Consider the following 22,971-nt stretch of genomic DNA (forward strand, 5'->3'; position numbering starts at 1 on the left):
AATCGAAATGTCTTACGTTGCCAGCATTCATATCTATCCGGTCAAGTCCCTTGACGGCATAGCAGTCAGTCAAGCCACTATTCTTGCTAGCGGAGCTCTAGAAGGCGATCGATCTTTTGCAATCTGCGACGAAGCAGGAGAAGTTATTAACACTAAACGCAACAGCGGAATCCATTTTCTGCGCCTCTCATTTGACATCAAAAAAAGAATTGCCGGCCTGAAAATTCAAGACACCGAACAAGAAATCTTTTTTCATATAGATAGAGAACGCCCGGGAATAGAATATTGGTTGAGTAGCTACTTCGGTTTCCCAGTCAAATTAATTGAAAACTTGCTGACAGGCTTTCCCGACGATACCGCAGCACCGGGGCCAAGCATTATCGGTACCCAAACAATTGCCGAAGTTGCATCTTGGTTTCCAAGAGTTTGCGTTAACGAGATGCGACATCGCTTGCGAGCTAATATTGAAATAGGAGATGTCCCAGCTTTTTGGGAAGACAAACTTTTCCCAGAAGCCGATCAACTTGTCAGGTTTAAAATAGGCACAGTAATATTTGAAGCAATTAATCCCCGTGGGCCCTCTCTCCTATCGAGGCGAAATTCGTCCGCGAAAGAAGCTTATCCAAATTTAAAAAATGTCCTAATAGCCAAGCACAAGGAAATCATGCCTGACTTGGTAAAACAAGGAGGTTTAAATCACTTTAGTCGGCTGATAGTAAACACGCGAGTGTCACCGCAAGCAACCGGAAAAATAGTACGCATCGGAGACGAAGTTCAAATCCTCAGCGTCACCAAATCCCTATTTAATACCATTCCTGATTAGTTGTAGCGCACGAGTCGGGTTAATCCGGCGGCAACTCCAAACTAAGCTCACCCAAAACACCAGTTCTAAAATCATTCAACATCTGTCGCGCCGTTCGTTCGACATCTCCTTTATACCTGTCTTTTGCTACCTCGTGCAAATAATCTTCACCGTTACTAGATCCTATATCTACTTTATACCTGGATTTGAAACCAGATAATGAGATCAAAGAGTCATCAGTTGCCTCAAGCTTTAGGAGCAAATCTACCATAGCTGCGGCTACTACCTGATTGTCGTAAGCTGCTTCCCCAATATCTTCGCAAATAGCTAATTTTATGGCATTTTCTTGATTGTTAATGCGGGTGGGAATTACTCCGGGAGCATCCAATAACTCAATTTCGTCAGAAATCCGAATCCATCGGAGCGATCGAGTAACTCCAGCTCTGCGCGCACTGTCCACCACTCTCCGCCCTAACAGCCGATTAATTAAAGCAGATTTTCCGACATTCGGAAAGCCCATCACCACAGCCCGAACAGGACGGGGCAGCATACCCCGATCGAACCTTCGCTTATTTAACTGCACCCCAGCATCCTGCACAGCATCCGCAACATGATGTACTCCTTGCCCGTGTTCGGCATTGGTAAAATAGGCAGTTTCCCCCTGTGACTCAAACCATCTTTCCCACGCCTCGATCGCCCGAGGCGCAATCATATCCATACGGTTGACGACCAATACTCGCGGCTTACCCCCCACCCAGCTAGGCATTTGCGGATGGTAAGTAGCCAGTGGAATGCGGGCATCTCGGACTTCCAGCACCACATCTACCCGCTTTAGCTGTTCTTTTAATGCCCGCTCAGCTTTGGCAATGTGACCCGGATACCAGTGAATTTTCATTAGTTAGTTGACTGTTGACTGTTGACTGTTGACTGTTGGCTGTTGACTGTTGACTGTTGTTATTGGTTAGTTGTTAGTTGACAGTTGTTAGTTGTTAAGCTGTTATACATTTAAATTGTATGTTAAAACCGGATACCAGTGAATTTTCATTAGTTAGTTGACTGTTGACTGTTGTTATTGGTTAGTTGTTAGTTGACAGTTGTTAGTTGTTAAGCTGTTATACATTTAAATTGTATGTTAAAACCGGATACCAGTGAATTTTCATTAGTTAGTTGACTGTTGGCTGTTGACAGTTGTTAAGCTGTTATACATTTAAATTGTATGTTAAAAAACGATCGCACAATTAGTGGGGTGTCCCGCCCGCCCTGAATATACAATTTAAATGCGCGACAGCTTAGTTGTTAGTTGTTAGTTGTTAATAATCAGTGATTTAATTACAACTGCCAACAGTCAACTGCCAACAGTCAACTGCCAACTGCCAACAGTCAACAGTCAACGAACTAAGGCACAATCAAAACCGCACAAGGAGACAGATTAATCACCCGACTGGTAACGCTGTCAGACGCCCCATCATCAGTTAAACCCATCCCCCGACAGCCCATCACAATCAAATCGGCCCCGATTTCGTCAGCCACATCACAAATCGTGAAAGGCGGTTTGCCTTCTCGTTCAATGATTTCAGCTTCAATTCCCTGCTGGGAAAACATCGATTGGGCCTCAGACAGCAGCTTGGCGACTGCTTCGGGCGAACTCATCACCTCTGGCGGCGCGTCGCCCACCTCGGCCGGGAGTTCGACTACCGACAGAATAACTAAACGAGAGCCGTAGGTTTTCACAATATTGACCACCTTTTCGGCAGCTTCGCGGGCTTCTCGGCTTTGATCTACAGGAAATAAGACAGTCTTGAACATAGTGCACATCTCCCGGGCACGGACTCCGATAAAATGTTTAGGTTGAACCAATGAGTGCCGTTTGTTTTATCCTCCGTTTTTTGTACGGACGCGGTTGAATGCGTCCGAGGCCCCAAGTGCAAGTGACGAGTGCCGCCATTTCAACGGAATTAGACAAAAACACAAATATTAGGAGGTTAATCCTGTGACCAAAAAAACTGTAGCAAATTTATCAGCATCGGACTTATCGGGCAAACGGGTATTGGTGCGGGCGGACTTTAACGTGCCGCTCGACAACGGCAATATCACCGATGATACTCGCATCCGGGCTGCTCTGCCGACTATTCAAGATTTAGCCTCCAAGGGCGCTAAGGTGATTTTGTGCAGCCACTTCGGGCGTCCCAAGGGCGTGACGGAGAAGCTGCGCTTGACACCGGTTGCGAAGCGGCTGTCGGAATTGTTGGGGAAAGAGGTCAAAAAGACTGATGACTGCATCGGCGATGACGTGGCTGCTACAGTGGCGGCGATGGCGGATGGCGATGTGGTTTTGCTGGAAAATGTCCGCTTCTACTCAGAAGAGGAGGCAAATGACTCGGAATTTGCCAAGAAGTTAGCTTCAGTGGCCGATTTGTATGTCAATGATGCTTTTGGTACGGCTCACCGGGCTCACGCTTCTACTGAGGGCGTTACTAAATATCTGAGTCCTTCTGTGGCTGGGTTTTTGATGGAGAAGGAATTGCAGTATCTCGGTAGTGCGATCGACAATCCTCAGCGTCCTTTAGCTGCTATCATTGGCGGTTCTAAGGTTTCGAGCAAGATTGGAGTCATTGAAAAACTGCTCGAAAAGTGCGACAAACTGCTGCTGGGCGGCGGCATGGTTTTCACGTTCTACAAAGCTCGCGGTTTGAGCGTTGGCAAGTCTTTGGTGGAAGATGACAAGCTGGAATTGGCGAAGTCTTTGGAAGCTAAAGCCAAGGAACGAGGAGTTACTTTTCTGTTACCTACCGATGTGGTAGTTGCTGACAAGTTTGCTGCTGATGCCAATACTCAAATTGTCCCTGTTGAAAGCATTCCCGACGGTTGGATGGGTTTGGACATCGGCCCAGATTCTGTGAAAACTTTCCAAGATGCTTTGGCCGATTGCAAAAGTGTAATCTGGAACGGGCCGATGGGCGTGTTTGAGATGGAGAAGTTTGCGGCTGGAACTGAAGGTATCGCTCATACTTTGGCTGGACTTACTAAAACTGGTACTACCACCATTATCGGTGGCGGTGACTCGGTGGCGGCTGTGGAACAGTTAAATTTGGGGCCAGAAATGAGCCACATTTCTACTGGTGGCGGCGCTAGTTTGGAACTGCTCGAAGGTAAGGAATTGCCTGGTGTTGCGGCTTTGGATGAGGCTTGATTTAGTTAAGTATGGCGGGCGCTGCCCGCCTTGCTGTAAGCAGGTCTAAATCTTTGGCTGCGAATGCTGTTTTTTTTTACCGCAGAGAGCGCAGAGAGCGCAGAGAGGGAGAAAAGAGAGAAAGAAATGGGTTGAAATTCTACTGTTTGCGAGTACGATCGATCTGAAGTGGCAGTGAGGTTTGTTTGTGAAACTTAAAATCTTGGCAAGTGTAGCAGTTTTAGCTCCGTTTTTGCTGGCAGCTCCCGTCAAAGCTCAAAATCCCGATTCTGTGCGGCAGTTGCTCGAAAGTAACGAGTGTGAAGGCTGCGATTTGAGAAATGCTGATTTGTTTAAAGCGAGTTTGTATAGAGCTAATTTAAGAGGTGCTGATTTAAGCGGTGCAAATCTCTATGAAGCTAATTTGCTAGAAGCTGATTTAAGTGGTGCTAATTTGGCAAATGCTAACTTGGTTAATGCGGAGATGTACGGTGCTGACTTGGACAGTGCTAATTTGCGAAATGCGGATTTGTCTAATGCTTTTTTGGGGCGGGCGAATCTGACGAGAGCTGATTTGCGCGGTGCTAAACTTTTTAATGCTAATTTGGGCGAATCTTATTTGCTGCAAGCTAATTTGTCCAATGCGGATTTGAGGCGTTCGCTGCTGTTTAGGGTGAATTTGAGTCGCGCGAATTTAAGCGGAGCGGATATGTCTTATGCTGACGTGCGCGATACTAATTTGCAGAATGCTATTCTGTCAAATACCAGGCTTCCTAAAGCTCAATTGACTGGGACAAATATCGATGCAGCTAGTAACGTGCGACAGGCTGATTTGCAACGTGCCAACTTGCGGGGTACGAATTTGGGGCCGGGGGTTTGCGTGATAACTACTTTTCCTGATTGTGTTTTAAATTTGGAGTAAGATTGTGTCGGGTCAAACTACCACAATCAGATTGGTTTGCAGTCAGGACTTTAGTCCTCTTCCATGACTGGGACTAAAGTCCGAACGAGGGAACCTTTACAGATTGCGGGTAATTGATAGGAAATTATCTGATTGACATTGGAGTGCGTCGGCGATGATTTTCGCAGCTAGGGGATTTTTTGACAGTCCCAAAAACGGGTACTTTCCGACGTTCCCGATATCATGTCCGGTCAATAGACTTCACTGCGAACCGTTTTTGTTACCGTAATTGACTGGACATGATAAAAGTAGTGAATTTCCAATTTTAGACTTTTGTTCCCGCTCCCAGATTCACGGCGCTGCAAGTAAATCTAAAATCTAAAATCTAAAATCTAAAATCTAAACTTTACTGATTGGCTGGCGCACCTGAAGTTGAGATGAGTTTTGAGCTAAGTTTGAGGTGGTTTGTATCCCCTTTCTAAGGCGAATTTCACAAGTTGGGCGCGATTTTCTAGCTGTAGTTTGCTGAAAATGCTGCTTAAATGAGCTTGTACAGTCCGGGGGCTAATAAACAGTTGATTGCTAATTTGTTTGTTAGTATAACCCTGAATAGCCTCCCAAAAAACTCTTTCCTCTGCTGGTGTTAAAGGCAAAGGTGCACGCTCTGGCAATACTGCGACTACTGTTGGCTGCGGTGCCTGGGCGGTAGAAATTTGGAGCATTCGGACAATCTCGGCGTGAACGCGGTGAGCACGTTCTAACTGCGCCTTCACCTTAGCTAAGATTTCTTCAGACTGAAAAGGTTTTACCAGATAATCGTCAGCTCCGAGCTTGTGACCTTTAACTTTTGACTCCATTTCGCCTTGACCGGACAAAAATATAAAGGGCACCAACTGTCCCAAACGGCTAGTACGCAAGCTGCGGCACAACTCAAACCCGTCCATTTCCGGCATCATCACATCGGAAATTACCAAATCGGGCTGGGCATTTTCAAAAACTGAGAGCGCCTCTATTCCTGAATTAGCGCATTCAACCTGGTATCCTTGGCTTTCCAGGTACATTGCTAGGACTGTTTGACAGTCTGCTTCGTCGTCCACCACTAATATTCTTTCCATGAGAGCGTTGCACCAATTCAGTTGACAGTTATTGAAAGTGCGGCTTCCAATGTAGGAACTTAAATGAGTTTACCTGCTGCAACTTGATAAAATATCGCGATTTCAAGACGCCACAATTTCTCAAATAGTCCAATTACTGGCGCCGCTCGCATAAAATTGGAAGAAGTAGAGGAATATTGGGGAAAATCTCCTTTTTTTATTTGCCTTTATTATGAAAAAGTTATAACTTTTGAGCAAGCAGGGTCAACTTTTTCACAGAAAATAGCAGCTAAAAGTGATAATTTTGTTTTATTATACACAAATTCTGGTAAGACTTAGACTATTCCTAGGCTCGACATGGAAAGGTTTTTACATTTTTCTGGTTCGGATAGGGGTACAAAGGGGATGGGGCGAGCGGTAACTGCTGCTACGGGTGGCGCGAACAAACGCCTGTCGGCAACTAGCATACTTTCAAGTATGGGTGCGGGTTCGGGACGGCTGAACAGATACCCCTGGATGATATCGCAGTTGTGCTGTCTCAAAAATGCTAGTTCTGCTTCTGTTTCTACCCCTTCAGCAATTACTGTCATGTTCAAGCTGTGACCGAGTAAAATTACTGCTGTAGTAATGGCAGCATTTTGAGAGTCTACGTTGGCATTGCGGACGAAAATTCGATCGATCTTTAAGCTGTCAAAAGCAAATAGCTTGAGATATCCTAGAGTGGCATAACCGGTGCCGAAGTCGTCAATCGCAATCCGAATTCCTAGAGCTTTAAGTTCGTTTAAAGTAGCGCCTGCGACTGTGGCATTTTCCACTAAAGCGCTTTCGGTCATTTCTAGTTCTAAATTAGCCGGCTCTAAGCCTGTGGTTTCTAATATTTGCACGATTCGCGCTTTGAGTTCGGGGTCGGACAACTGCCGAGCCGACAAATTTACTGATATTCTAAAGGGCGAAAACCCCGCAGCCAGCCAACTAGCGGCTTGAGCGCAAGCTGAAAGCAGTACCCACTCGCCAATTTGAATAATTAAACCTGTTTCTTCTGCTAAGGGAATAAATTCGGCGGGAGAAATTATACCTCGATCGGGATTTTGCCAGCGCACCAAAGCTTCGGCGCCGATAACTTGTCCGGTAGCGAGATCGACTTGCGGCTGATAGTATACCTGAAACTCACCTTGTGCCAAAGCGCGGCGCAACAGAGCTTCCAGAGCCAACTTTTCGGGAGAGAGGACACAAACTTTGGTGGATTCGTTAACTAAATCTTTGAGTCTGGCTTCTGCTTGGTGAAGCGCGAATGTCAGTGGCTGAGTAATTGTTTGCCGTTTCGAGACGCGAGAAGCAATGGCTCCGAGCAATTCCGCCTTAGTAAAGGGCTTTGTCAGGTAATCGTCGGCTCCCAATTCCATGCCGCGACGAAAATCGGTTTTGCAACTTTGAGCTGTAAGGAAAATGAAGGGAATTGTTGCAGCTAGGGAGTTTTGTCGCAAGGTTCGCAATACGTCATAACCGTCGATTTCCGGCATCTGCACGTCGCACAAAATTAGATCGGGGATTTCTGAAAGTGCCATCTGCACTCCAAAGCGACCGTTTTCGGCTACAATCACCCGGTAGCTGTGAGATTCCAGGAGTTGCACAAGAGTTTCCCGGATTAATTCGTCGTCCTCAATAACCAGAATTTTTAGCATGATAGTTTAGATTACAGATGGCACTATATATCAGAACCTGACTAACTCTAGCATACTCAAACTAAGGAGTTAGTGATTAGGCCAATTAGCCAATAAAAGATTAGCCATTTGGCTAATCATTGTGCATCAGTTCTTAAATCACTGTCATAGCTTTGGAAAAATTGGGAAGGGTTCGATATTTTTCAATAGCATGACACTGCGGCGCGAGACTCGTTTTATAAATTTTCCTTGCAAAATATTCTATTTTTTTCATAAAGTAGGATTAAGCCTTGAAAAGTCGTTTTGTTGGACAATCGCTGTTGCTCTTGGAGAGAGGGCTCTCCTGAGTTTGTGGTGATAAACAAACCGCATATCCTTACTCCAAGGGCATCACAGAATCGCGAACAGTTGTGTCTGATACCGTATTCATGATAAACCCAGGAGAGCCGGAGAGATATCGATCGAGAAACTGGATTTTTGGGCTCGGATGCGTCAGATCAATTCGGGTTGCACTCCTCATGACTGGTGACTGTTGACTCTATTTTATGATTCCGATGCCACCGGAAAGGATATGATTGCAGGATTGAAGACTTGAAAAATGAGAATTTTACTTGCAGCATTTAATTTGGAAAGTCAAACAAAGTTCTCAATCTTTTGAACGATTTGCAACAGCTTTGGGGGGATTTTCTGGTTTTTGGGCCTGGTCGCTCCGCAGGTGACGGCAATTATTTAATATGATGTCTGGTGTATTCCAGATAACAAAATTTGTCCGCTTTTTGCGAAGGCAATGCGTGAGATTGTGAATAGTTGCATTGGGAACTATCGAACCAATGTAATTGTTGTTTTGGCGGACAGGATGGGCGACTCTGACTTAATTGACAGGCTGAGTGGAATTAGCGCAAAATTTGCGATCGACCTTTGCAGAATTGATAGTGACTGCCTGCATTGAGGATGATGGAAAAAGCAGGTTTTGGGGGACTACAACTGTCTTTTTACAAACAAGTTCGCTGCTGCCTACAGAGGCAAAGTTCCAAGCATAAAATTCGGGATTGCTGACTGTGGCACTGGCGGGATGTAAACCAAATGCTGTGAGTAATACTAATCCCAAAGTTACTAAAGCTACGATCGCAAATCTAAACATATTGTTTTTGTGAATCGGAAAATTTACTGGATGGGGATTACTTTATTATTACCCGATCGCACTCAGAGCGTCAATAGCCATGATTCGGTTTGAAATTGGGGGATTGAAGAGTTGAGATTTACTTGTACAGATGAATCTGGGAGCAAGAACTTCGACGGACAATCAGGGGAGCGAGATCGGTTTTTGGGCTGGGGTTATTTTGCTGCCAGATTCAACTCGTAGGCGATCGGCTCCGATGACTGAGAAACTACCACGAATTCATAAAAACCAGTATCGTCGAGCAATCCAGACCAACTCAGCTCCTGTGCATCTTGGAGCAAAGCTCGAGCTTTGCTGGTCTTCCCTGGAGAATAAATTGACAGCAAAGTAGACCTTCGCGGAGCTTGTAAATTCACGCGCAAAGTTTGATTTTGAGCTAACCGGGCAATATAGGCTTTCCCTTCTCCGGGTTTGAGATTGCCGGTGAGGGTTTTGCTGGCAGCTCGGCTGTCAAGTTCGATGCTTTCGAGAGTTGCTCCTGCTTGCAAAGATGCGAGGGTGTCGGCGGTAATGGCTTGCCAAATTTGTCCGATCGGCAAACCAATGAGATTGCGCTCGCGCGACTGTCGCGGAAACCAATAAAAGAACTTAGCATCAGCCAAATCGTAGAGGGCGCGACTGCTCAAAAAAAGCTTGTTAACCTCTGTTTTCCAGCGATCGATATCGGCGATGTTGTAACTCCCCAACCGCGCTCTAGCGTCGCTGCTGAGGTTTTGGAGCTTGTCGAGCAACTCGTCGCCGACTTTTTGCCATCTTTCGCGCCACTGGCGATCGTCCTCACCTTCTTTTAGCAGTCGCCCGCGCAATTCCGGATATTTGGCATAGAAAGTCTCGTCTACAAGGCTGACGTAACCGTTATAAAATCGATCGTCAATTCCGAGCTTGGAAAAGCGATCGCGCAAAGCATCTTCTTGCTGCTGCTTCGGGCCCGGAGTTTGGGGAATTTTCTGCACTTTTGATTGCAGGTTTAACACATAATTGCCTGCAAACCAGCCAACTCCCCCCATACTTAAAAGCACCGCTACCACAAACAAAACCATTTGCCAAGCAGGCGTCTTTTGCTGATTTTTATTCGCAGCTCGTACCGGAGTTCCCGGCAGTTGCGGCGGGGCGGGTACGGGTACGGGCGAGTGTTCCGGCGGCGCAGTCGCCGCCGGAAAATACGCTGGCGGAGGCGGTTGTGGCGGAGGCTGCAAAGGCGGATTCCCCGACAGGGCGAGCATTACCTCGCGAGCCGAGGAGTAACGCTGGCGAGGCTGCTGAGCGAGCATTTTATCCAGCACCAGGGACAAATTGGGAGATAGAGAACATTCTGCCCGCCAGTTCCAATTGAGCGTCTGGCTATCGAGCAACTGGTGCGGTTCCTTCGCCGTCAGCAACACCAAAACTGTGGCCGCCAGAGCGTACAAATCGCTGTGGGGATTGACGATGCCCATTTGCATTTGTTCGAGGGGAGCGTAGCCGAGCTTCCCGATGCGAGTGGCGGGGGCGGGAGTACCGTTAGCTTCAGCAAACAGAGATTCTACGGTGGCGGCGACTTGTTTGACTCCGCCGAAGTCAATTAGCACTGGCATTCCGTCAGACAAGCGCAGAATCAGGTTGTCGGGGGAGATGTCGCGGTGGATCACTCCCAAAGAGTGAATGTATTCGAGCACTGGCAAAATCTGGAGCAGCAGTTGATTTATTTCTGCTTCTATGAACCGCAAACCCTGACGCTTGCGGGCATCCAGCAGGAAGCGGTAGGTTTGACCGGGTACGTAGTCTTGGACGAGAAATAGGTAGCCTCGATCGCTAATACTGACTCGAAACAGTTCGCGGAAGCGCGGGATTTGATTGTGTTGCAGCTTGTAGAGGACTCCGGCTTCTCGCTCGAAGAGTTCCTCGGATTTTTGTAAGGCGTAACTTCCGTGTACTTGGGGCGCAAATTCTTTTAAAACGCAGGGTTCGTTAAATCGGTGGGCATCTTCAGCTAGGTAGGTGCGTCCGAAGCCTCCGTGTCCCAATTCGCGGACGATGCGGTAGTGGTGGTTGAGAGTTATGCCGGGGTAGATGGGATTGTTCATGGAACTTGGTGCGTCGGATTTTCACGCTTGACTGAGACTGGGACTTGTGGGCGATCGGGCTAATTAATCTTGACATAGTGTGTCCGTGTTGATGTGCCGATCGACCGCAACGGTCATCTCCTGCGGTTATTGTTGTTCAAAAAGGCTGTTTCGGGCACGCAAGCTTGCCGGCTGTGCGATTTTGGCGACCTCGAATACACCAAGCCATCAACCGTGTTTTTGCGAGGAACCGGGCGCTAAATTGTATCTGGATCGATATTTAGTTCTCGCAGTTTCGCGGCCAGGCGATCGGCTCGTTGAGCTTCTTGTCCGGCTCGTTGAGCTTCTTGTCCGGCTCGTTGAGCCTCCCTTTCTGCAACCTCTTGAGGAGTAGGAACAAGCTCTCCTTCTGCTGTAAAGAAACGCAATTTTCCCCCACAAATTCCCAAACTCAAATCGAGCTGCTGACTCCGCAGATGCCCGGATTCGTTTGGTGCGATCGCTTCATATTCCCCGTCAACCAAATGAAACCCAGCTAATTCTAAAGTTTCTGGATCAAACCAAAAGTAATCGTGAGTGCGAAAAGTATCTTGATAGAGTTGTTTTTTAAAGTTTTTGTCTGTATCCGCTGTTTTGGGCGACAGGATTTCGACGATAATATTGGGGTACTTTCCCTCTTCATCCCAAACTACCCAGCTTTTCCGAGTTTTGCGTTCAGTTCCGAGTACCACAAAAAAGTCTGGGCCTCGGAAGTCTTTTGATTTGAGTTGTTTGGGACTGTAATAAATGGTGAGGTTTCCAGCAGCATAGAAATTGTTTCTATCTCGCCACAGCCATTCTAGACAGTTGAACAGTAGGATTATTTGTCTCAGATGCAGTTCTGTTTCCACGGGAGGTTCGTCACTGTATAAGTCGCCGGGAGGAAAGATAAAGTTTTCTAGTATCTCTTGTTCTAGTATCTCTTGGGTAGTAGCTAATTCTGCGGTTGCGGACATGGCTGCTCGGTGAGGAGTAAGAGGTTGTGTGTCTATTTTAGCAAGCTTTTCATATCTGTGTCCAGGACTGTTCTGAAAGCCCGATCGCGCTTTTGGTCTAAAAACGCGATCGAACACCGAACAATTAGTCTTTAACTATTAGCAATTGCCCCCTTTATTGCGCGTCAAATTCTCTGAGAGCCGCCAGAATTTCCGGTCGTTTCATGCGCGCGTAGCCCCGCACTTTCCGGTCTTTGCACATCGCCTTCAACCGTCTCAGCGAAAGATTTTCGTACTCTTCATCTTCTTGAGGCGCAAACGGCAACGACAACTGCAACTGCGGTAACTGAGGTTTCTGCTGGATCTTCGACTGCTTCTGACGCTGAGTCTTCAACGGCTTTTTTCGCTGTGTTTCTGGCTGTATTTCTGAGTCAGTCGCAGCCTCGCAAATTTGGCTGCGGAGCGTTGCGATTTGATTTTTTAGGTCGTTTTCTACGTCTTCAATCGCATCGGCAACAAACTGATTAATAGTTTGGACAGTGCGTTCTAATTTTATTGAAATCAGTTTTTCTAGTTCATCCAATTGGATCAATGCACCTTCACAATTCAGCTCAGATATCACCGCAGAATTCTGAGAATTGTCGCTACCGGGCTGCTCAATTTTTTTAGCCAATTTATCTACCTTTTCGTGAAATGTTTTTTCAACTTGTTCGAGCAGACGCTTGATTTCTTCTATTCTGTCACTTTCAAAGTTCCGTTCAGTTAAAGCTTTTACTTGCTTTTTTAGCAAATCTTCATTTTTTTTAACAGATTGTTCTATTTGTTTAGCTAGACTCTCTACTTTTTTTTGAAATGATAGCTCAAATTGTTGCAGTAGAGTCTCAATTTGTGCAGTTTTCTGAGTTGGTTGCGGCGCTAAATGCTCCATTTGTGCTTGAGCCGCAGCTACCTCCTCGTCGGTCATTTCAAAAACCCAAGCCCACATTTGCTCGATGCCGAGTTCTTTGGCAACAATACACCAATCTGAGCCGCAGATTACTTCATATTCTTCTTCGTTGCTGTAAGCTTCTGTAGGGCGCACAATTAAAGGAATTAAGTTGCTACCTTGCTCGATGAGACTTCTTCTGAGAGCTTCGCGGCGTTCGCGAATAATTTCTTTTCCCTGAGTCTCTGGTACTGCAATTTGGGAAGTATAAATCTGACTGTGACTAACTGGCTTAATCCGCAAATATTCAACTATTCGGTTGTGATCTTGCGATCGCTCCATCTTGTTACAAGTCCCCTTTTGTCATTAAAATCAGGTGTTTGGGTAATTATGTATATTGGCAGTTTACAGCTTAGGTTTTAAGTGCTGGGAGACTAACCCAAGAACTCTAATTGTATGGTGCGAGACAAACACCTTACCCAGGCTGTGCGCTTGGGAGACATATCGTCGCATTGCTTTACTGTGCGAGTGGCTGTGCGCTGACAACCCGATCGACAAAATTGACTGCAATTCCTACAAAAAATCGACTGTGATGAGTTTAACTGCCTGCGGGACACCAACGATACACTGCTTTACTCATCTTTACTTTTTTTGGCTGTGGGGCGAGCTTCTTTCTTGGTGCAGCCCCCACAGGGCGGGCTTTCCTAGCCTTCAGAAACGGCTTCGGGGCGGAGGCGAAAGCTAACGCAGTCTGGGCTGGCGTTTTTCGGTATTTTCACCATACTCAATTACCTTGGAAAAATCTAGTTTCAACTTTTGTGGCGCGGGCTTCGACGCCTCCGGAAAAATACAATTTAGACGGTTCACAACTTATGAGTATTTTCCCAGTAATCAATAATTTTAATCATTCTGTTATCAGATAACCCTTTAATACGTTCTACCACATTTGCAAATGACACAAACTGCCGCAAATCTCGCTCTTTGAATATGAGCTTTATAACTTGGTCGTTCAGCCCAACATTTTTCAAACTCGCCTTCAGTCGATCTTTCTCTTGAGTATTCAGTGCAGTCAACAGCGACAGCCGTTGAGCAGTTACCTGTTCAACTTCTCCTACAGTATCTACCAAAGTCGGTTTTTCCGCATTTACCTCAGATTTCAACTCATTAATTCTGTCATTTAACTGAGTTTCAATTAATAAAGGTAATTGTGAAATCTGATTTTCAAACTCTTGTATTTTCTCAGCTAACACCTTTTCTTCGCGGGTTCGCGAGGCTTTCAATTCATTGAGTTGATTTTCTAACCGAACTTCAATATTTGTCAGTCGCTGCTCTAAGCTCGATGATGTTTGGGGAATTTCACTTTCAACCGAAGTATCAATTATTGATAGCTCTTGGGGAGTTTTATTTTCATCCGCACTCTCAGTGACTGCGGTTTTTCTGAGAATTTCCAGTTGTTCGAGGAGCAGTTTTTCATTTTCTTCTTCCAGGATGAATGCTCCGATTGTCTCGCCCTTGAGAGGTTCAATTTCCTTTGCTCTCGCCGCCGCGTAGAATTCAAAATCTCCGTCTACTATCTCGTAAGCATCCATACCGTTTCGGCGGACAATTATCGGATTAATCAATCCTCCTGAATCTAAAATTAGTCTCGCTAATTTCTCCAAATCAGGATCTGAAAAATTGGAACGGGGCACTGCGGATGTTATTTTTTTAACTGCAACCAGTGACGGAGATAATTTTTTCATTAGTTTTTACCTATTTTTTCCAAAACTTCTACTGCTAGCATTTCAAATTCTTGGGAGGCGATGGAATCTGGCTTGAATTCCAGCACTGAAATCGGATCGGCGATTTCCATATTTCCCACGATTTGAATTTGTTCTGCACACTTGGCTAAATCGTCTCTTTCGTAAATTACGCTGTCCATGATTTCAAGGTCGTAGCGTTTGGGAATTGCCTCCCTCCGCTTGGGCAAACTGTACTGTACAAATTTATAATTTGTGGAGATTTTGCAAGCAAGTACACCTAAAACTTCTAAAGGTTTCTTGCCAATTTGTTTTTTGAATCCATTAACTTTTTTAATAAAGTCCTTGACATTAACCAATCCTTGATTGGCAAAAGGTTTTAAATCAGAAGGAATAATTAAATAATCCGCTGCAATCAGGGCTACTCTCGCATAAAAATTCAAAGACGGCGGCGTATCAATCAGTACAATATCGTACTTTTCTTCTACCTCTGCTAGTTTTTGAATTAAAATCATGCGGCTGTAATCTAGTTGATTGAGTTCGGTTTCATATTGCATTAAATCGATGTGGGAAGGAACTACGTCGATTTCGGGATTGCAAAAATTAGACTTGCGTGCTACTTCGGCGATCGAGAAAAAGTCTTCTGATTGCAAAACTTGAAGAATATTATTATCTTTCAAATCGTCTTGTTCTTCATCCTCAAATTTTACTAAACCTGTCGCAAAGGTGGTATTTGCCTGACTGTCTAAGTCGATGACAAGGACTCTGTTACCTTTCTTGCTGAGGGCTGCTGCTAAATTTACTACTGTTGTAGTTTTGCCAACGCCGCCTTTATTGTGGTAGACTGCAATTATTTTCATAGTATTTTGGCTTGTTTGGGGAACGGTTACATCGGATTTAACTTGAAGATTAAGTGGATAATTTTCAGGTATTTTTTGGGGTTCTGAGATTTGACTTAACTTTGGTTCTGCGGTAGCGAGATTGTCCGGTTGTATTGGTACTTCGTTAATTAAATCAGGAATTAATAAATCAATATTACTATCTTCCTGTTCGAGATTTTCGGGATTTTTTAGATATTTTAAGCTTTCTCTGCCAATTAAAGCGATAATTTCATCAAGTCTAGTTTCTAGCTCTTCTCCGGCACACTGAAAAACTAGCTGAATATCATCGCTGACTTTTTCGTAAATTCTAATTTCTTTAGCGTTAGTTATGAGTCCGTAGCGAATGCTTAAACTTGTTAAGTAACGCTTGAGTCTCCTGACGTGACGGTCTAATTTTTCCTTGGGATGTTTGGCTTCGATGACTATACTCATCTGCGAGTCTGCATCGAGCATTAAGGGGATGTATTGGATGCGAAATGAGAGGAAGTCTAGGCGAATATTCCCAAAGGCGATTTCTTGATGCCAACTGTCGGGGGTATAGCCCAGTTTTGGCAACAGATAAGTGACTATGAGTTTGCTTTCTACTTCGCTTTCGTTGCGACAGTTATTAGGATTGAAAGCCATTAGATTTTAGATTTTAGATTTTAGTCGTAGGGTGTGTCGCCACAGAAAATCCCAAATAAATATCGACAATCTTATAGCGACGCACCTGACTTTTTTGTAGTAACCATAGGGTGCGTCAGGCAAAAAATTGTTGGTTTGCACGCAATATTCACGCCTGACGCACCCTACAATACTCAAAAGATTTTATAATTTATAATTTGTTAGTTGTTAGTTGTCATTGGGAATTGGGAATCGGGAATTGGGAATTGGGAATTGGACATTTGTAGCAAATAACCAATAACCAATAACCAATAACCAACAACCAATAACTACTTAGTTTGAGCGTTGAATTCCTCTAGTGTCAGATAGCCGCCAGCCGGATTGTACAGGTGACAGTTGTCGGCAATGCGCTTCATTAAGGACCAAGAAAACTTGGTTTCGTAGAGATGAGATTGCCAGTTTTCTTTTAAGCTGCTGTGGGCGAGGCGCAGGTTGTACCAGGGAATAGCAGTTGAGAGGTGGTGGGGAACGTGGACGTTAATGTCGTGACACAGAAACTCTACCCAGCGGGGATAGTCGCAGTGAACTGTTCCTGATAGTTGCGCTTGGGCTTCGTTCCATTCTTCTGGTGCTTTGAATGAAATGTCGGGGGCTGTGTGGTGAACAATGGTGAAGGTGCTCATCCAGAAATGGTAAACCATCCAGGGCATCAACCAAAATTTGACGAATCCCCAGATGCCTGTGGTGGCAATTAGTGTGGGAAATACGATCGCAGCACCGATTAAAACTACTAATACTGAAAACCGCACTTGTTCTTGTTTCTGTTTGCCTTTGAAGCGCCACCACATGAAGTGTACTTTTGCCCAGTGGGCGATCGAGCCTACCCACCACATTGGGCCGAAGATTAAACTGTAAGCTATTTGTAATGCTTTGGGTGCGGCAGCGTAGTCGGCTGCTGTCATCGGCTGCCAAGCGTTGTCTTCGCCAATTTTGTTGGTGTGTTTGTGGTGATAATTGTGTCCGTGCCGCCATGCGTGGAACGGGAAAATTAAGGGTAGAAATGCCAGATGTCCGACTAAATCGTTTACCCAGCGGCGGTTAGCAAAGGATCGGTGACCGCAGTCGTGGCCGATTACAAAAAAACCGGTTAATCCGGTACCTGTGAAAATCCACATTAGGGGCAGTAAATACCAAGGAGATACTGCTAGGCCTAAATAACCGACAGCTACTAATAAAACGTTGACGATGACTTTTGTCCAAGCTTTGCGGGGGTTTTTGACAAAGACTTCGCGGGGCAGGGTTTTGAGAATATCTTTGAGGCGCAAGTTGGAAGTGTCACTTGCGGATGTCAAATTTAGTGGTTTTTCGATCGATGCTGTCATAAATTGATTTCGATTCTCCGTATGCCATGTGGATGGCTTGACAAAATTAGCGCCATAAAAAAGCGCCATAAAACGTCAGCTCGTTGCCAGTGTGTGGGCAGACGAGTCGAGCTTCGGGCAAGCGCGTTTTAGCAAATGCTAGCTATCGCTATCGGCAGCGCCAGAATTTATAGCACTTTCGGCAAAAAAACTGCGGGTAGCAAAACCTGAGTTTTTATAACACAGGGGCAGCAGGATTCGCATCAGCAAGTGTTGTCTGCTAATTGCTGTTGCTGCCAGAAATTGGCTCGGGGGCAGAGAGTGCAGCGATCGATCGTTGCTGTGTGAGGGTTTGCACTTGCAGCAGCAAGGAGTCGATTTCGGCTTGCAGGTGCAGGAACTTAACTTGCTGATCGGCTTGGTAGGGGCACTTAGCCGAATCTAGTTTGCGGGCCAAGCTGGTCGATCGGGTAGAAGGACTAGCCATTTCGGGATTGCTCGCGGTGACTTGAGGTCGAGAAAGAGTGGATGAATTATTTGACATTACTAATTGAGTAGACATATCTACACATTCACACCATTAAGTTACTTTAACCTGAACCGATCGTATTAAACATCAAATTAACCGATCGAGCTAAAATTGGTGTAAATTCCTCGGCCATTGCCTCAAAACCATTGACATCGTGACCCTGATTCTACCTGTAACTGACTCTGCTCCTAACTCCGCTGCCCGCGCAGCCATGCCGAAACACTACGGCTGGCCGGGCTTGATCGAAGCTTATCGCTCCTACCTGCCGGTGACTGAAACCACGCCGGTAGTGACACTCCAAGAAGGCAATACTCCCTTAATTCCGGCACCGGCGATCGCCTCCTTAATCGGTAGAGACGTGCGCGTCCTCGTCAAATACGACGGCCTCAACCCCACTGGTAGTTTCAAAGACAGGGGGATGACAATGGCGATTTCTAAGGCGAAGGAAGCTGGTGCCAAGGCGGTAATCTGCGCCAGTACCGGCAATACTTCGGCCGCGGCGGCCGCCTACGCCCGACGTGGGGGGATGCGCGCTTTTGTGTTGATTCCCGAAGGTTACGTGGCTTTGGGCAAGTTGGCCCAAGCGTTGCTGTACGGTGCGGAAGTGATTTCGATTGTCGGCAATTTCGATCGAGCCTTAGAAATTGTCCGCGAAATCGCCGAACATTATCCGGTGACTTTGGTCAACTCGGTCAATCCTTACCGACTCGAAGGGCAAAAAACCGGCGCTTTTGAAGTGGTGGACGCTTTGGGCGATGCTCCCGACTGGCTGTGCATTCCCGTAGGAAATGCGGGAAACATCACAGCATACTGGATGGGTTTTTGTCAATACCACCAAGCGAAAAAATGTTCTCGCCTGCCGCAAATGATGGGATTTCAAGCAGCGGGGGCGGCACCGTTGGTGACTGGATCGCCTGTGTCGCACCCAGAAACTCTGGCGACGGCGATTCGGATCGGCAACCCTGCTAGCTGGAAACAGGCAGTTGCCGCTTCCGAAGCCAGCCGCGGCAGTTTTGCCGCCGTCACCGATGCCGAAATTCTCGACGCTTACCGCTTGCTAGCATCCGAGGAAGGGATTTTCTGCGAACCAGCAAGCGCCGCTTCTGTAGCTGGTTTGCTGAAGGTAAAAGACCAAGTTCCGACAGGAGCAACAGTGGTTTGCGTGCTGACTGGTAACGGTTTGAAAGACCCAGATACGGCGATTAATCACAGCAAGAACAACTTTAAACAAGGAATTGCTCCGAATCTGGATGCAGTGGCTGGGGCGATGGGATTTTAAAAAGTGATATCAAGATTCTCGGCGGTTGAAACCGCCAGAAAGTCAAACGAAGTCCGCGCAACGCGAGACTAAGAAATAAGACAGGCTTTCTGGCCTGTTCCACTCTTAGTTAAAATCCATTGTGGGGTGGGGGACAAGAGTCTTCTCAAAGTCCCCCTTGCTTTCGGGGGATGCGAGGGGGATCGGGCCTCGACGACAAGGGACGAGTCGGGTGTCACACCCGACAAGACGGGGAATTGTTTTTTTTACAGATAATTTATATACCGCAACAGCTTAACAGCTAACCGCCCAAAAAATCTTCGCCACAAGTAGATTTTATAATTACGTCGGGTAAATTATCGCACACAAGATAACTCCTAATTCCCAAAGGGGGGTAGATCGAGTAACTGGTTTTTTGAAGATGGAAGCTGAGCGGAATTTCGATCGGCTGGAGCGGGATTTTGGCGGATTTCGATCGCAGTTTCGCCGGGATTTTGGGTGCGGGTAGGTACTATTTCTAAAGAATATGCTCTCTCCATTTTTGTAGTAGGAACAGTTTGTGCTTTGGTGAGCAAGTCAACTGCGTCTCCGAGGGCGGTAGTTAAATTTCTGCTAGTCTCGGCGTGACGGGCTTCTTCTTGTTTGAGGGCTTGAGTCAGTTGTTTGATTTGTTCGATCGCCCGATCGCGCTCTTGGAGAACTTCTGCTAACTTAGTTTTAAGTTGCTCAACTGTTTGCAGTTGTGCGACTTCCTGCTCGCGAGCAACTCCAGCACCGTCATCGTCGGCTACAATCGGGAAAAAATTTTGTAAATCTTCTATTTTTGCTGACAAAGCATCAATGCTTTGCTGAGCTAATTTAGCATCATTCCGGCGCTGCTCGGCTTCAGTATTGTAAAGTTGGCGCCACTGAGCCGCACTTTCACCAGCGTCATCGCGATCGCGCGAAACCTCTGTTAACTGCTGTTGCAGCCGCTTAATTTCATCTAACCACTGTCTGACATCCTGCTGAGACATATTGTTAATTTTAGATTAAAGAATTGAAGCCTTGGGAATTGGTAATTGGTAATTGCGAATTGGGGGAGCATCCAGATTTTCTAAAAAGCATTTTTCACTTTGTGCAAGCTTCCCGTTTGCTTGCATAAATATCTAACCGCGAACTCTCCAAAGCTGACTGCTGTGAAATTTGCCCGTTACCCGGATCTATTTTCCATTTTCACCTTTCCCTTTTCCTGTGCCCTATGAACATTTATTACTGGTTGCGCTACCTGATTTTAGCTTTGTTTAAGGCGCTTTTAAAGAAGCTTCGAGCCATCACAAGAAAGTTTAGTGATTTTTTAGTGTTTTGTCGGTGTTTGACTTGGGGCACGCTTAAGGAAGTCGGCGCGCAAGCGGGAGAGCAGCGGTTGCCGGGGCTGTCTGCGGAAATGGCCTATAATTCTATACTGGCGCTATTTCCGGGGCTGTTGGCGGTGTTGTCGGCGATCGCCCTTTTTGAACCTTTGCAGTCAACACTGTATCAAATCGCCGCCCTTTTGGGCGAGGTAATACCCGATGACGTTCGCAATTTGATTCGCGGCTTAATCAAAGAAATTTTGTTAACTCGCAATAAAGGGCTATTTTCAGTAAGCTTTTTAGCGTCACTTTGGGCATTTTCTGGGGTAATGAGCGCGGCGATGGCTGCTCTCGATCGCATCCATCAAATCCCCAGGGAGCGAACTCGATCTTTTTTGAAAGCAAAACTCATTTCTCTTTGTCTGAGTATTGGTACAATTGTACTGTTAATTATAGCATCGGGAGCGGTATTTATCAGCGACTTAATTGTACAAGTTGTTGCCCGCCAGAGCTGCCTGCTGGAGTCCGTCGCCAATTGCGATTTAAAAGATGTCCAAAATTGTTTGCTGCTTGCCGGCAATTGCCCTTTAGAGTCGCAACTATTAGCTGTTTGGCGACTGTGGCGGTGGCCGATTGCTTTGGGAATTGTATCAGTTGCTTTTGCCTTTGTTTACCGCTACGGGCCGAGCCGCCACCAAGCCGATATTCCGATTTTTTCGGGAGCTGTTTTTGCTGCTGTTTTGTGGGCGCTGTTTTCGGCTTTGTTTCGGTTTTATGTTTTGCATTTGGGCAATTTTAGTTGGGCTTACGGGACGATCGGCACTTTTATTGTGTTGCTGTTGTGGCTCGATATTTCTTGTTTGGCGATGTTGCTCGGAGCTCAGTTAAACGTGACAGTAGGAAAAGCCATGAAACTAAAATAACGGGCATTGGGCATTGGGCATTGGGCATTGGAGGCAGAGCCTCCTGATATGTATTCCCAGGCATACACAGCCTGGAAACAAGGATGTAACAAATAACTAATGACTAATGATTAATGACTATTATTAATTACCGGATATGAGATTACCGACGCAGTAAAGTGCTGAGGATACCCGTAACAAAAGACAGAAAAATTAGTACCCAAATAACACCGCCGGGAAGGAATGTCAAGAGGCCAACACCTCGGAGAATCCAAACTAACAAAGTGATCCCGAAAACTGTTAAGAAGATGCGGGTTGATAATCGAAGTTGAAATCTTGAGGAATTACTCATGTTGAATCTAAAAATTTTATCTGGATCGATGATAGCTGTTTTGCTGGCGATCGGCAGTTACCTCACCTTAATCTCGATTCCCGGCGCTGCTGTGGCGCGTGGGGGCGCACATAAGCTGGGGGAAACGGCCAATGCTGCTACAAAACCTTCCTCTGTAAGTTTAGCAATTTCCGATCGGGCAATTGGCGAAGCAAAAGTGGGAATGACTTTCCGACAACTGAAACAGGCTCTCGGTTCCACGGCAAAGTTTAAGGTAGAGTCTCCTTTTATGGTAGACTTTGATGCTGTGGCGATTAGTCGATCGGGCAAAGTGCAGTATCGGATTATCTACGCCGCCGGTACAAAGCTCAAAGATAGTGATGTTATTGAGCTTCTGATGACTGACAATCCTAATTATAAAACAGTTCAGGGCGTAGGGCCGGGAATGACTTTGAAAAAAGCAGAGGCAATTTACGGCCAAGCTACTTTATCTTATAACGTGGACAATGAAATGAGAGAAGGAGTGGTTTTTGCCAAACAACCGACTCGAAAAATTATGTTTGTTCCCAAGGCTGATGGAAAGCAATTTGCTGGAGTTTACGGTACTGGCAAAAATGGATTTTATCAGACTAACAAATATCAGCCGAATGCTGCGATCGAGTCCGTGATGGTGCGGAAGTAAATTTAAGCGTCAGATATTAAGATAAGTTGGTGTGGATCTAATTTTCACCATCCTGTTTCAAGAAACCATGAGTGGGGTGGGCTGGAGAGTCTGCCCCAAAAATTAAATTTAAAGGTATTTATTAAGAAGGTTGTTGTCTGTTTGTTGTCGATCGACCTTTTGAGTAAATTGTACAACAAGTGCGATCGACCTTTTGAGTAAATTGTCCAAACGTGCGTGAAGCGCAGCTATCCTGTAGGGAATCGACGTTTCGGCTTGCATCACACATTTAAGTAAAACTACTTACATAAAAAAATTAGACTTACTTAAGCAAGGTTAGAGACGAAGTTGTATTTTGTGCCGCTGTAAAATCACCAATTTTCTAGTCTACCGGATAGAATTTATAATCCTAGGCAACAATTACTTTTGAAGATTGTGTGAAGTCAACGGAGTATATTGTAAATATTGTGTAAACTTGACTTCACTGTACCTACATATAAATACCCGGTTGAGCATAAATTTGGGATTTAATATGAACATCAAAAAGTTCAGTAAAAATATTGATGCTGTACTCTAATAATGTTGATAGCGTGTTTGTAATCGAAATTCAGTCCAGCCGTTAAG

20 protein-coding genes are annotated in these 22,971 nt (G+C 45.7%); 7 read left to right on the plus strand and 13 right to left on the minus strand.

Annotated elements, in window-relative coordinates; genetic code table 11:
* Window positions 1-7: 7 nt before the first annotated feature.
* Window positions 8-823 carry an MOSC domain-containing protein gene (locus tag IQ270_RS01310; protein WP_193971206.1) on the plus strand — a complete coding sequence of 272 codons (816 nt, stop codon included), beginning with the start codon at window positions 8-10 and terminating at the stop codon, window positions 821-823.
* A 19-nt stretch (window positions 824-842) separates the two neighbouring features.
* Here IQ270_RS01310 and ylqF read toward each other — a convergent pair whose 3' ends face one another.
* Window positions 843-1,697, minus strand: coding sequence for a ribosome biogenesis GTPase YlqF (gene ylqF, locus IQ270_RS01315; protein ID WP_193971208.1), 855 nt, complete (start codon window positions 1,695-1,697; stop codon window positions 843-845).
* Window positions 1,698-2,197: 500 nt separating this feature from the next.
* A complete protein-coding gene (locus IQ270_RS01320) occupies window positions 2,198-2,608 on the minus strand; it encodes a universal stress protein (RefSeq protein WP_193971210.1) in 411 nt (136 codons plus the stop codon).
* A 184-nt stretch (window positions 2,609-2,792) separates the two neighbouring features.
* On the opposite strand from IQ270_RS01320, the gene pgk reads away from it, so the two are divergent.
* Window positions 2,793-3,992, plus strand: coding sequence for a phosphoglycerate kinase (pgk, locus tag IQ270_RS01325; RefSeq protein ID WP_193971212.1), 1,200 nt, complete (start codon window positions 2,793-2,795; stop codon window positions 3,990-3,992).
* A 187-nt stretch (window positions 3,993-4,179) separates the two neighbouring features.
* On the plus strand, window positions 4,180-4,893 hold the full coding sequence (locus IQ270_RS01330; protein WP_193971214.1) for a pentapeptide repeat-containing protein: 714 nt from the start codon (window positions 4,180-4,182) through the stop codon (window positions 4,891-4,893).
* A 428-nt stretch (window positions 4,894-5,321) separates the two neighbouring features.
* On the opposite strand, the gene IQ270_RS01335 is transcribed toward IQ270_RS01330, so the two are convergent.
* Window positions 5,322-5,987: a response regulator transcription factor gene (locus IQ270_RS01335; RefSeq protein WP_193971216.1), complete on the minus strand. Its 666-nt coding sequence runs from the start codon at window positions 5,985-5,987 to the stop codon at window positions 5,322-5,324.
* Between the two features lie 156 nt (window positions 5,988-6,143).
* On the opposite strand from IQ270_RS01335, the gene IQ270_RS01340 reads away from it, so the two are divergent.
* A complete protein-coding gene (locus IQ270_RS01340) occupies window positions 6,144-6,305 on the plus strand; it encodes a hypothetical protein (RefSeq protein ID WP_193971218.1) in 162 nt (53 codons plus the stop codon).
* Here IQ270_RS01340 and IQ270_RS01345 read toward each other — a convergent pair.
* The 9 genes from IQ270_RS01345 to IQ270_RS01385 form a co-directional block, all read right to left on the minus strand.
* On the minus strand, window positions 6,302-7,648 hold the full coding sequence (locus IQ270_RS01345) for an EAL domain-containing response regulator (RefSeq protein ID WP_193971220.1): 1,347 nt from the start codon (window positions 7,646-7,648) through the stop codon (window positions 6,302-6,304). The genes IQ270_RS01340 and IQ270_RS01345 overlap by 4 nt on opposite strands.
* An 850-nt stretch (window positions 7,649-8,498) precedes the next feature.
* On the minus strand, window positions 8,499-8,768 hold the full coding sequence (locus tag IQ270_RS01350; RefSeq protein ID WP_193971222.1) for a hypothetical protein: 270 nt from the start codon (window positions 8,766-8,768) through the stop codon (window positions 8,499-8,501).
* 194 nt (window positions 8,769-8,962) lie between these two features.
* Entirely contained in the window at window positions 8,963-10,870 is a 1,908-nt protein-coding gene (locus IQ270_RS01355) for a serine/threonine-protein kinase (protein ID WP_193971224.1), read from the minus strand.
* A 236-nt stretch (window positions 10,871-11,106) separates the two neighbouring features.
* Window positions 11,107-11,844 carry a Uma2 family endonuclease gene (locus tag IQ270_RS01360; protein ID WP_193971226.1) on the minus strand — a complete coding sequence of 246 codons (738 nt, stop codon included), beginning with the start codon at window positions 11,842-11,844 and terminating at the stop codon, window positions 11,107-11,109.
* A 154-nt stretch (window positions 11,845-11,998) separates the two neighbouring features.
* On the minus strand, window positions 11,999-13,090 hold the full coding sequence (locus tag IQ270_RS01365; protein WP_193971228.1) for a Rho termination factor (modular protein): 1,092 nt from the start codon (window positions 13,088-13,090) through the stop codon (window positions 11,999-12,001).
* A 521-nt stretch (window positions 13,091-13,611) separates the two neighbouring features.
* Window positions 13,612-14,490, minus strand: coding sequence for a ParB N-terminal domain-containing protein (locus IQ270_RS01370; RefSeq protein ID WP_193971230.1), 879 nt, complete (start codon window positions 14,488-14,490; stop codon window positions 13,612-13,614).
* Window positions 14,490-15,992: an AAA family ATPase gene (locus IQ270_RS01375; protein WP_193971232.1), complete on the minus strand. Its 1,503-nt coding sequence runs from the start codon at window positions 15,990-15,992 to the stop codon at window positions 14,490-14,492. The genes IQ270_RS01370 and IQ270_RS01375 overlap by 1 nt, the downstream gene beginning before the upstream one ends.
* Before the next feature lie 308 nt (window positions 15,993-16,300).
* Window positions 16,301-17,353 carry a fatty acid desaturase gene (locus IQ270_RS01380; RefSeq protein WP_193971234.1) on the minus strand — a complete coding sequence of 351 codons (1,053 nt, stop codon included), beginning with the start codon at window positions 17,351-17,353 and terminating at the stop codon, window positions 16,301-16,303.
* Window positions 17,354-17,612: 259 nt separating this feature from the next.
* Window positions 17,613-17,894 carry a hypothetical protein gene (locus IQ270_RS01385; RefSeq protein ID WP_193971236.1) on the minus strand — a complete coding sequence of 94 codons (282 nt, stop codon included), beginning with the start codon at window positions 17,892-17,894 and terminating at the stop codon, window positions 17,613-17,615.
* A gap of 178 nt (window positions 17,895-18,072) precedes the next feature.
* Here IQ270_RS01385 and thrC point away from each other — a divergent pair, with 178 nt between their 5' ends.
* Window positions 18,073-19,140 carry a threonine synthase gene (thrC, locus tag IQ270_RS01390; RefSeq protein WP_193971265.1) on the plus strand — a complete coding sequence of 356 codons (1,068 nt, stop codon included), beginning with the start codon at window positions 18,073-18,075 and terminating at the stop codon, window positions 19,138-19,140.
* Window positions 19,141-19,496: 356 nt separating this feature from the next.
* On the opposite strand, the gene IQ270_RS01395 is transcribed toward thrC, so the two are convergent.
* On the minus strand, window positions 19,497-20,135 hold the full coding sequence (locus IQ270_RS01395; protein WP_193971238.1) for a hypothetical protein: 639 nt from the start codon (window positions 20,133-20,135) through the stop codon (window positions 19,497-19,499).
* A 224-nt stretch (window positions 20,136-20,359) separates the two neighbouring features.
* On the opposite strand from IQ270_RS01395, the gene IQ270_RS01400 reads away from it, so the two are divergent.
* Together IQ270_RS01400 and IQ270_RS01405 are read left to right on the plus strand one after the other, a co-directional pair.
* On the plus strand, window positions 20,360-21,376 hold the full coding sequence (locus tag IQ270_RS01400; RefSeq protein WP_193971239.1) for a YihY/virulence factor BrkB family protein: 1,017 nt from the start codon (window positions 20,360-20,362) through the stop codon (window positions 21,374-21,376).
* A 329-nt stretch (window positions 21,377-21,705) separates the two neighbouring features.
* Complete coding sequence (locus IQ270_RS01405) at window positions 21,706-22,368, plus strand: hypothetical protein (RefSeq protein ID WP_193971241.1); 663 nt, start codon at window positions 21,706-21,708, stop codon at window positions 22,366-22,368.
* Window positions 22,369-22,971: the final 603 nt, after the last annotated feature.

This window comes from Microcoleus sp. LEGE 07076 (assembly GCF_015207455.1).
Taxonomy (GTDB): domain Bacteria; phylum Cyanobacteriota; class Cyanobacteriia; order Cyanobacteriales; family Microcoleaceae; genus Microcoleus.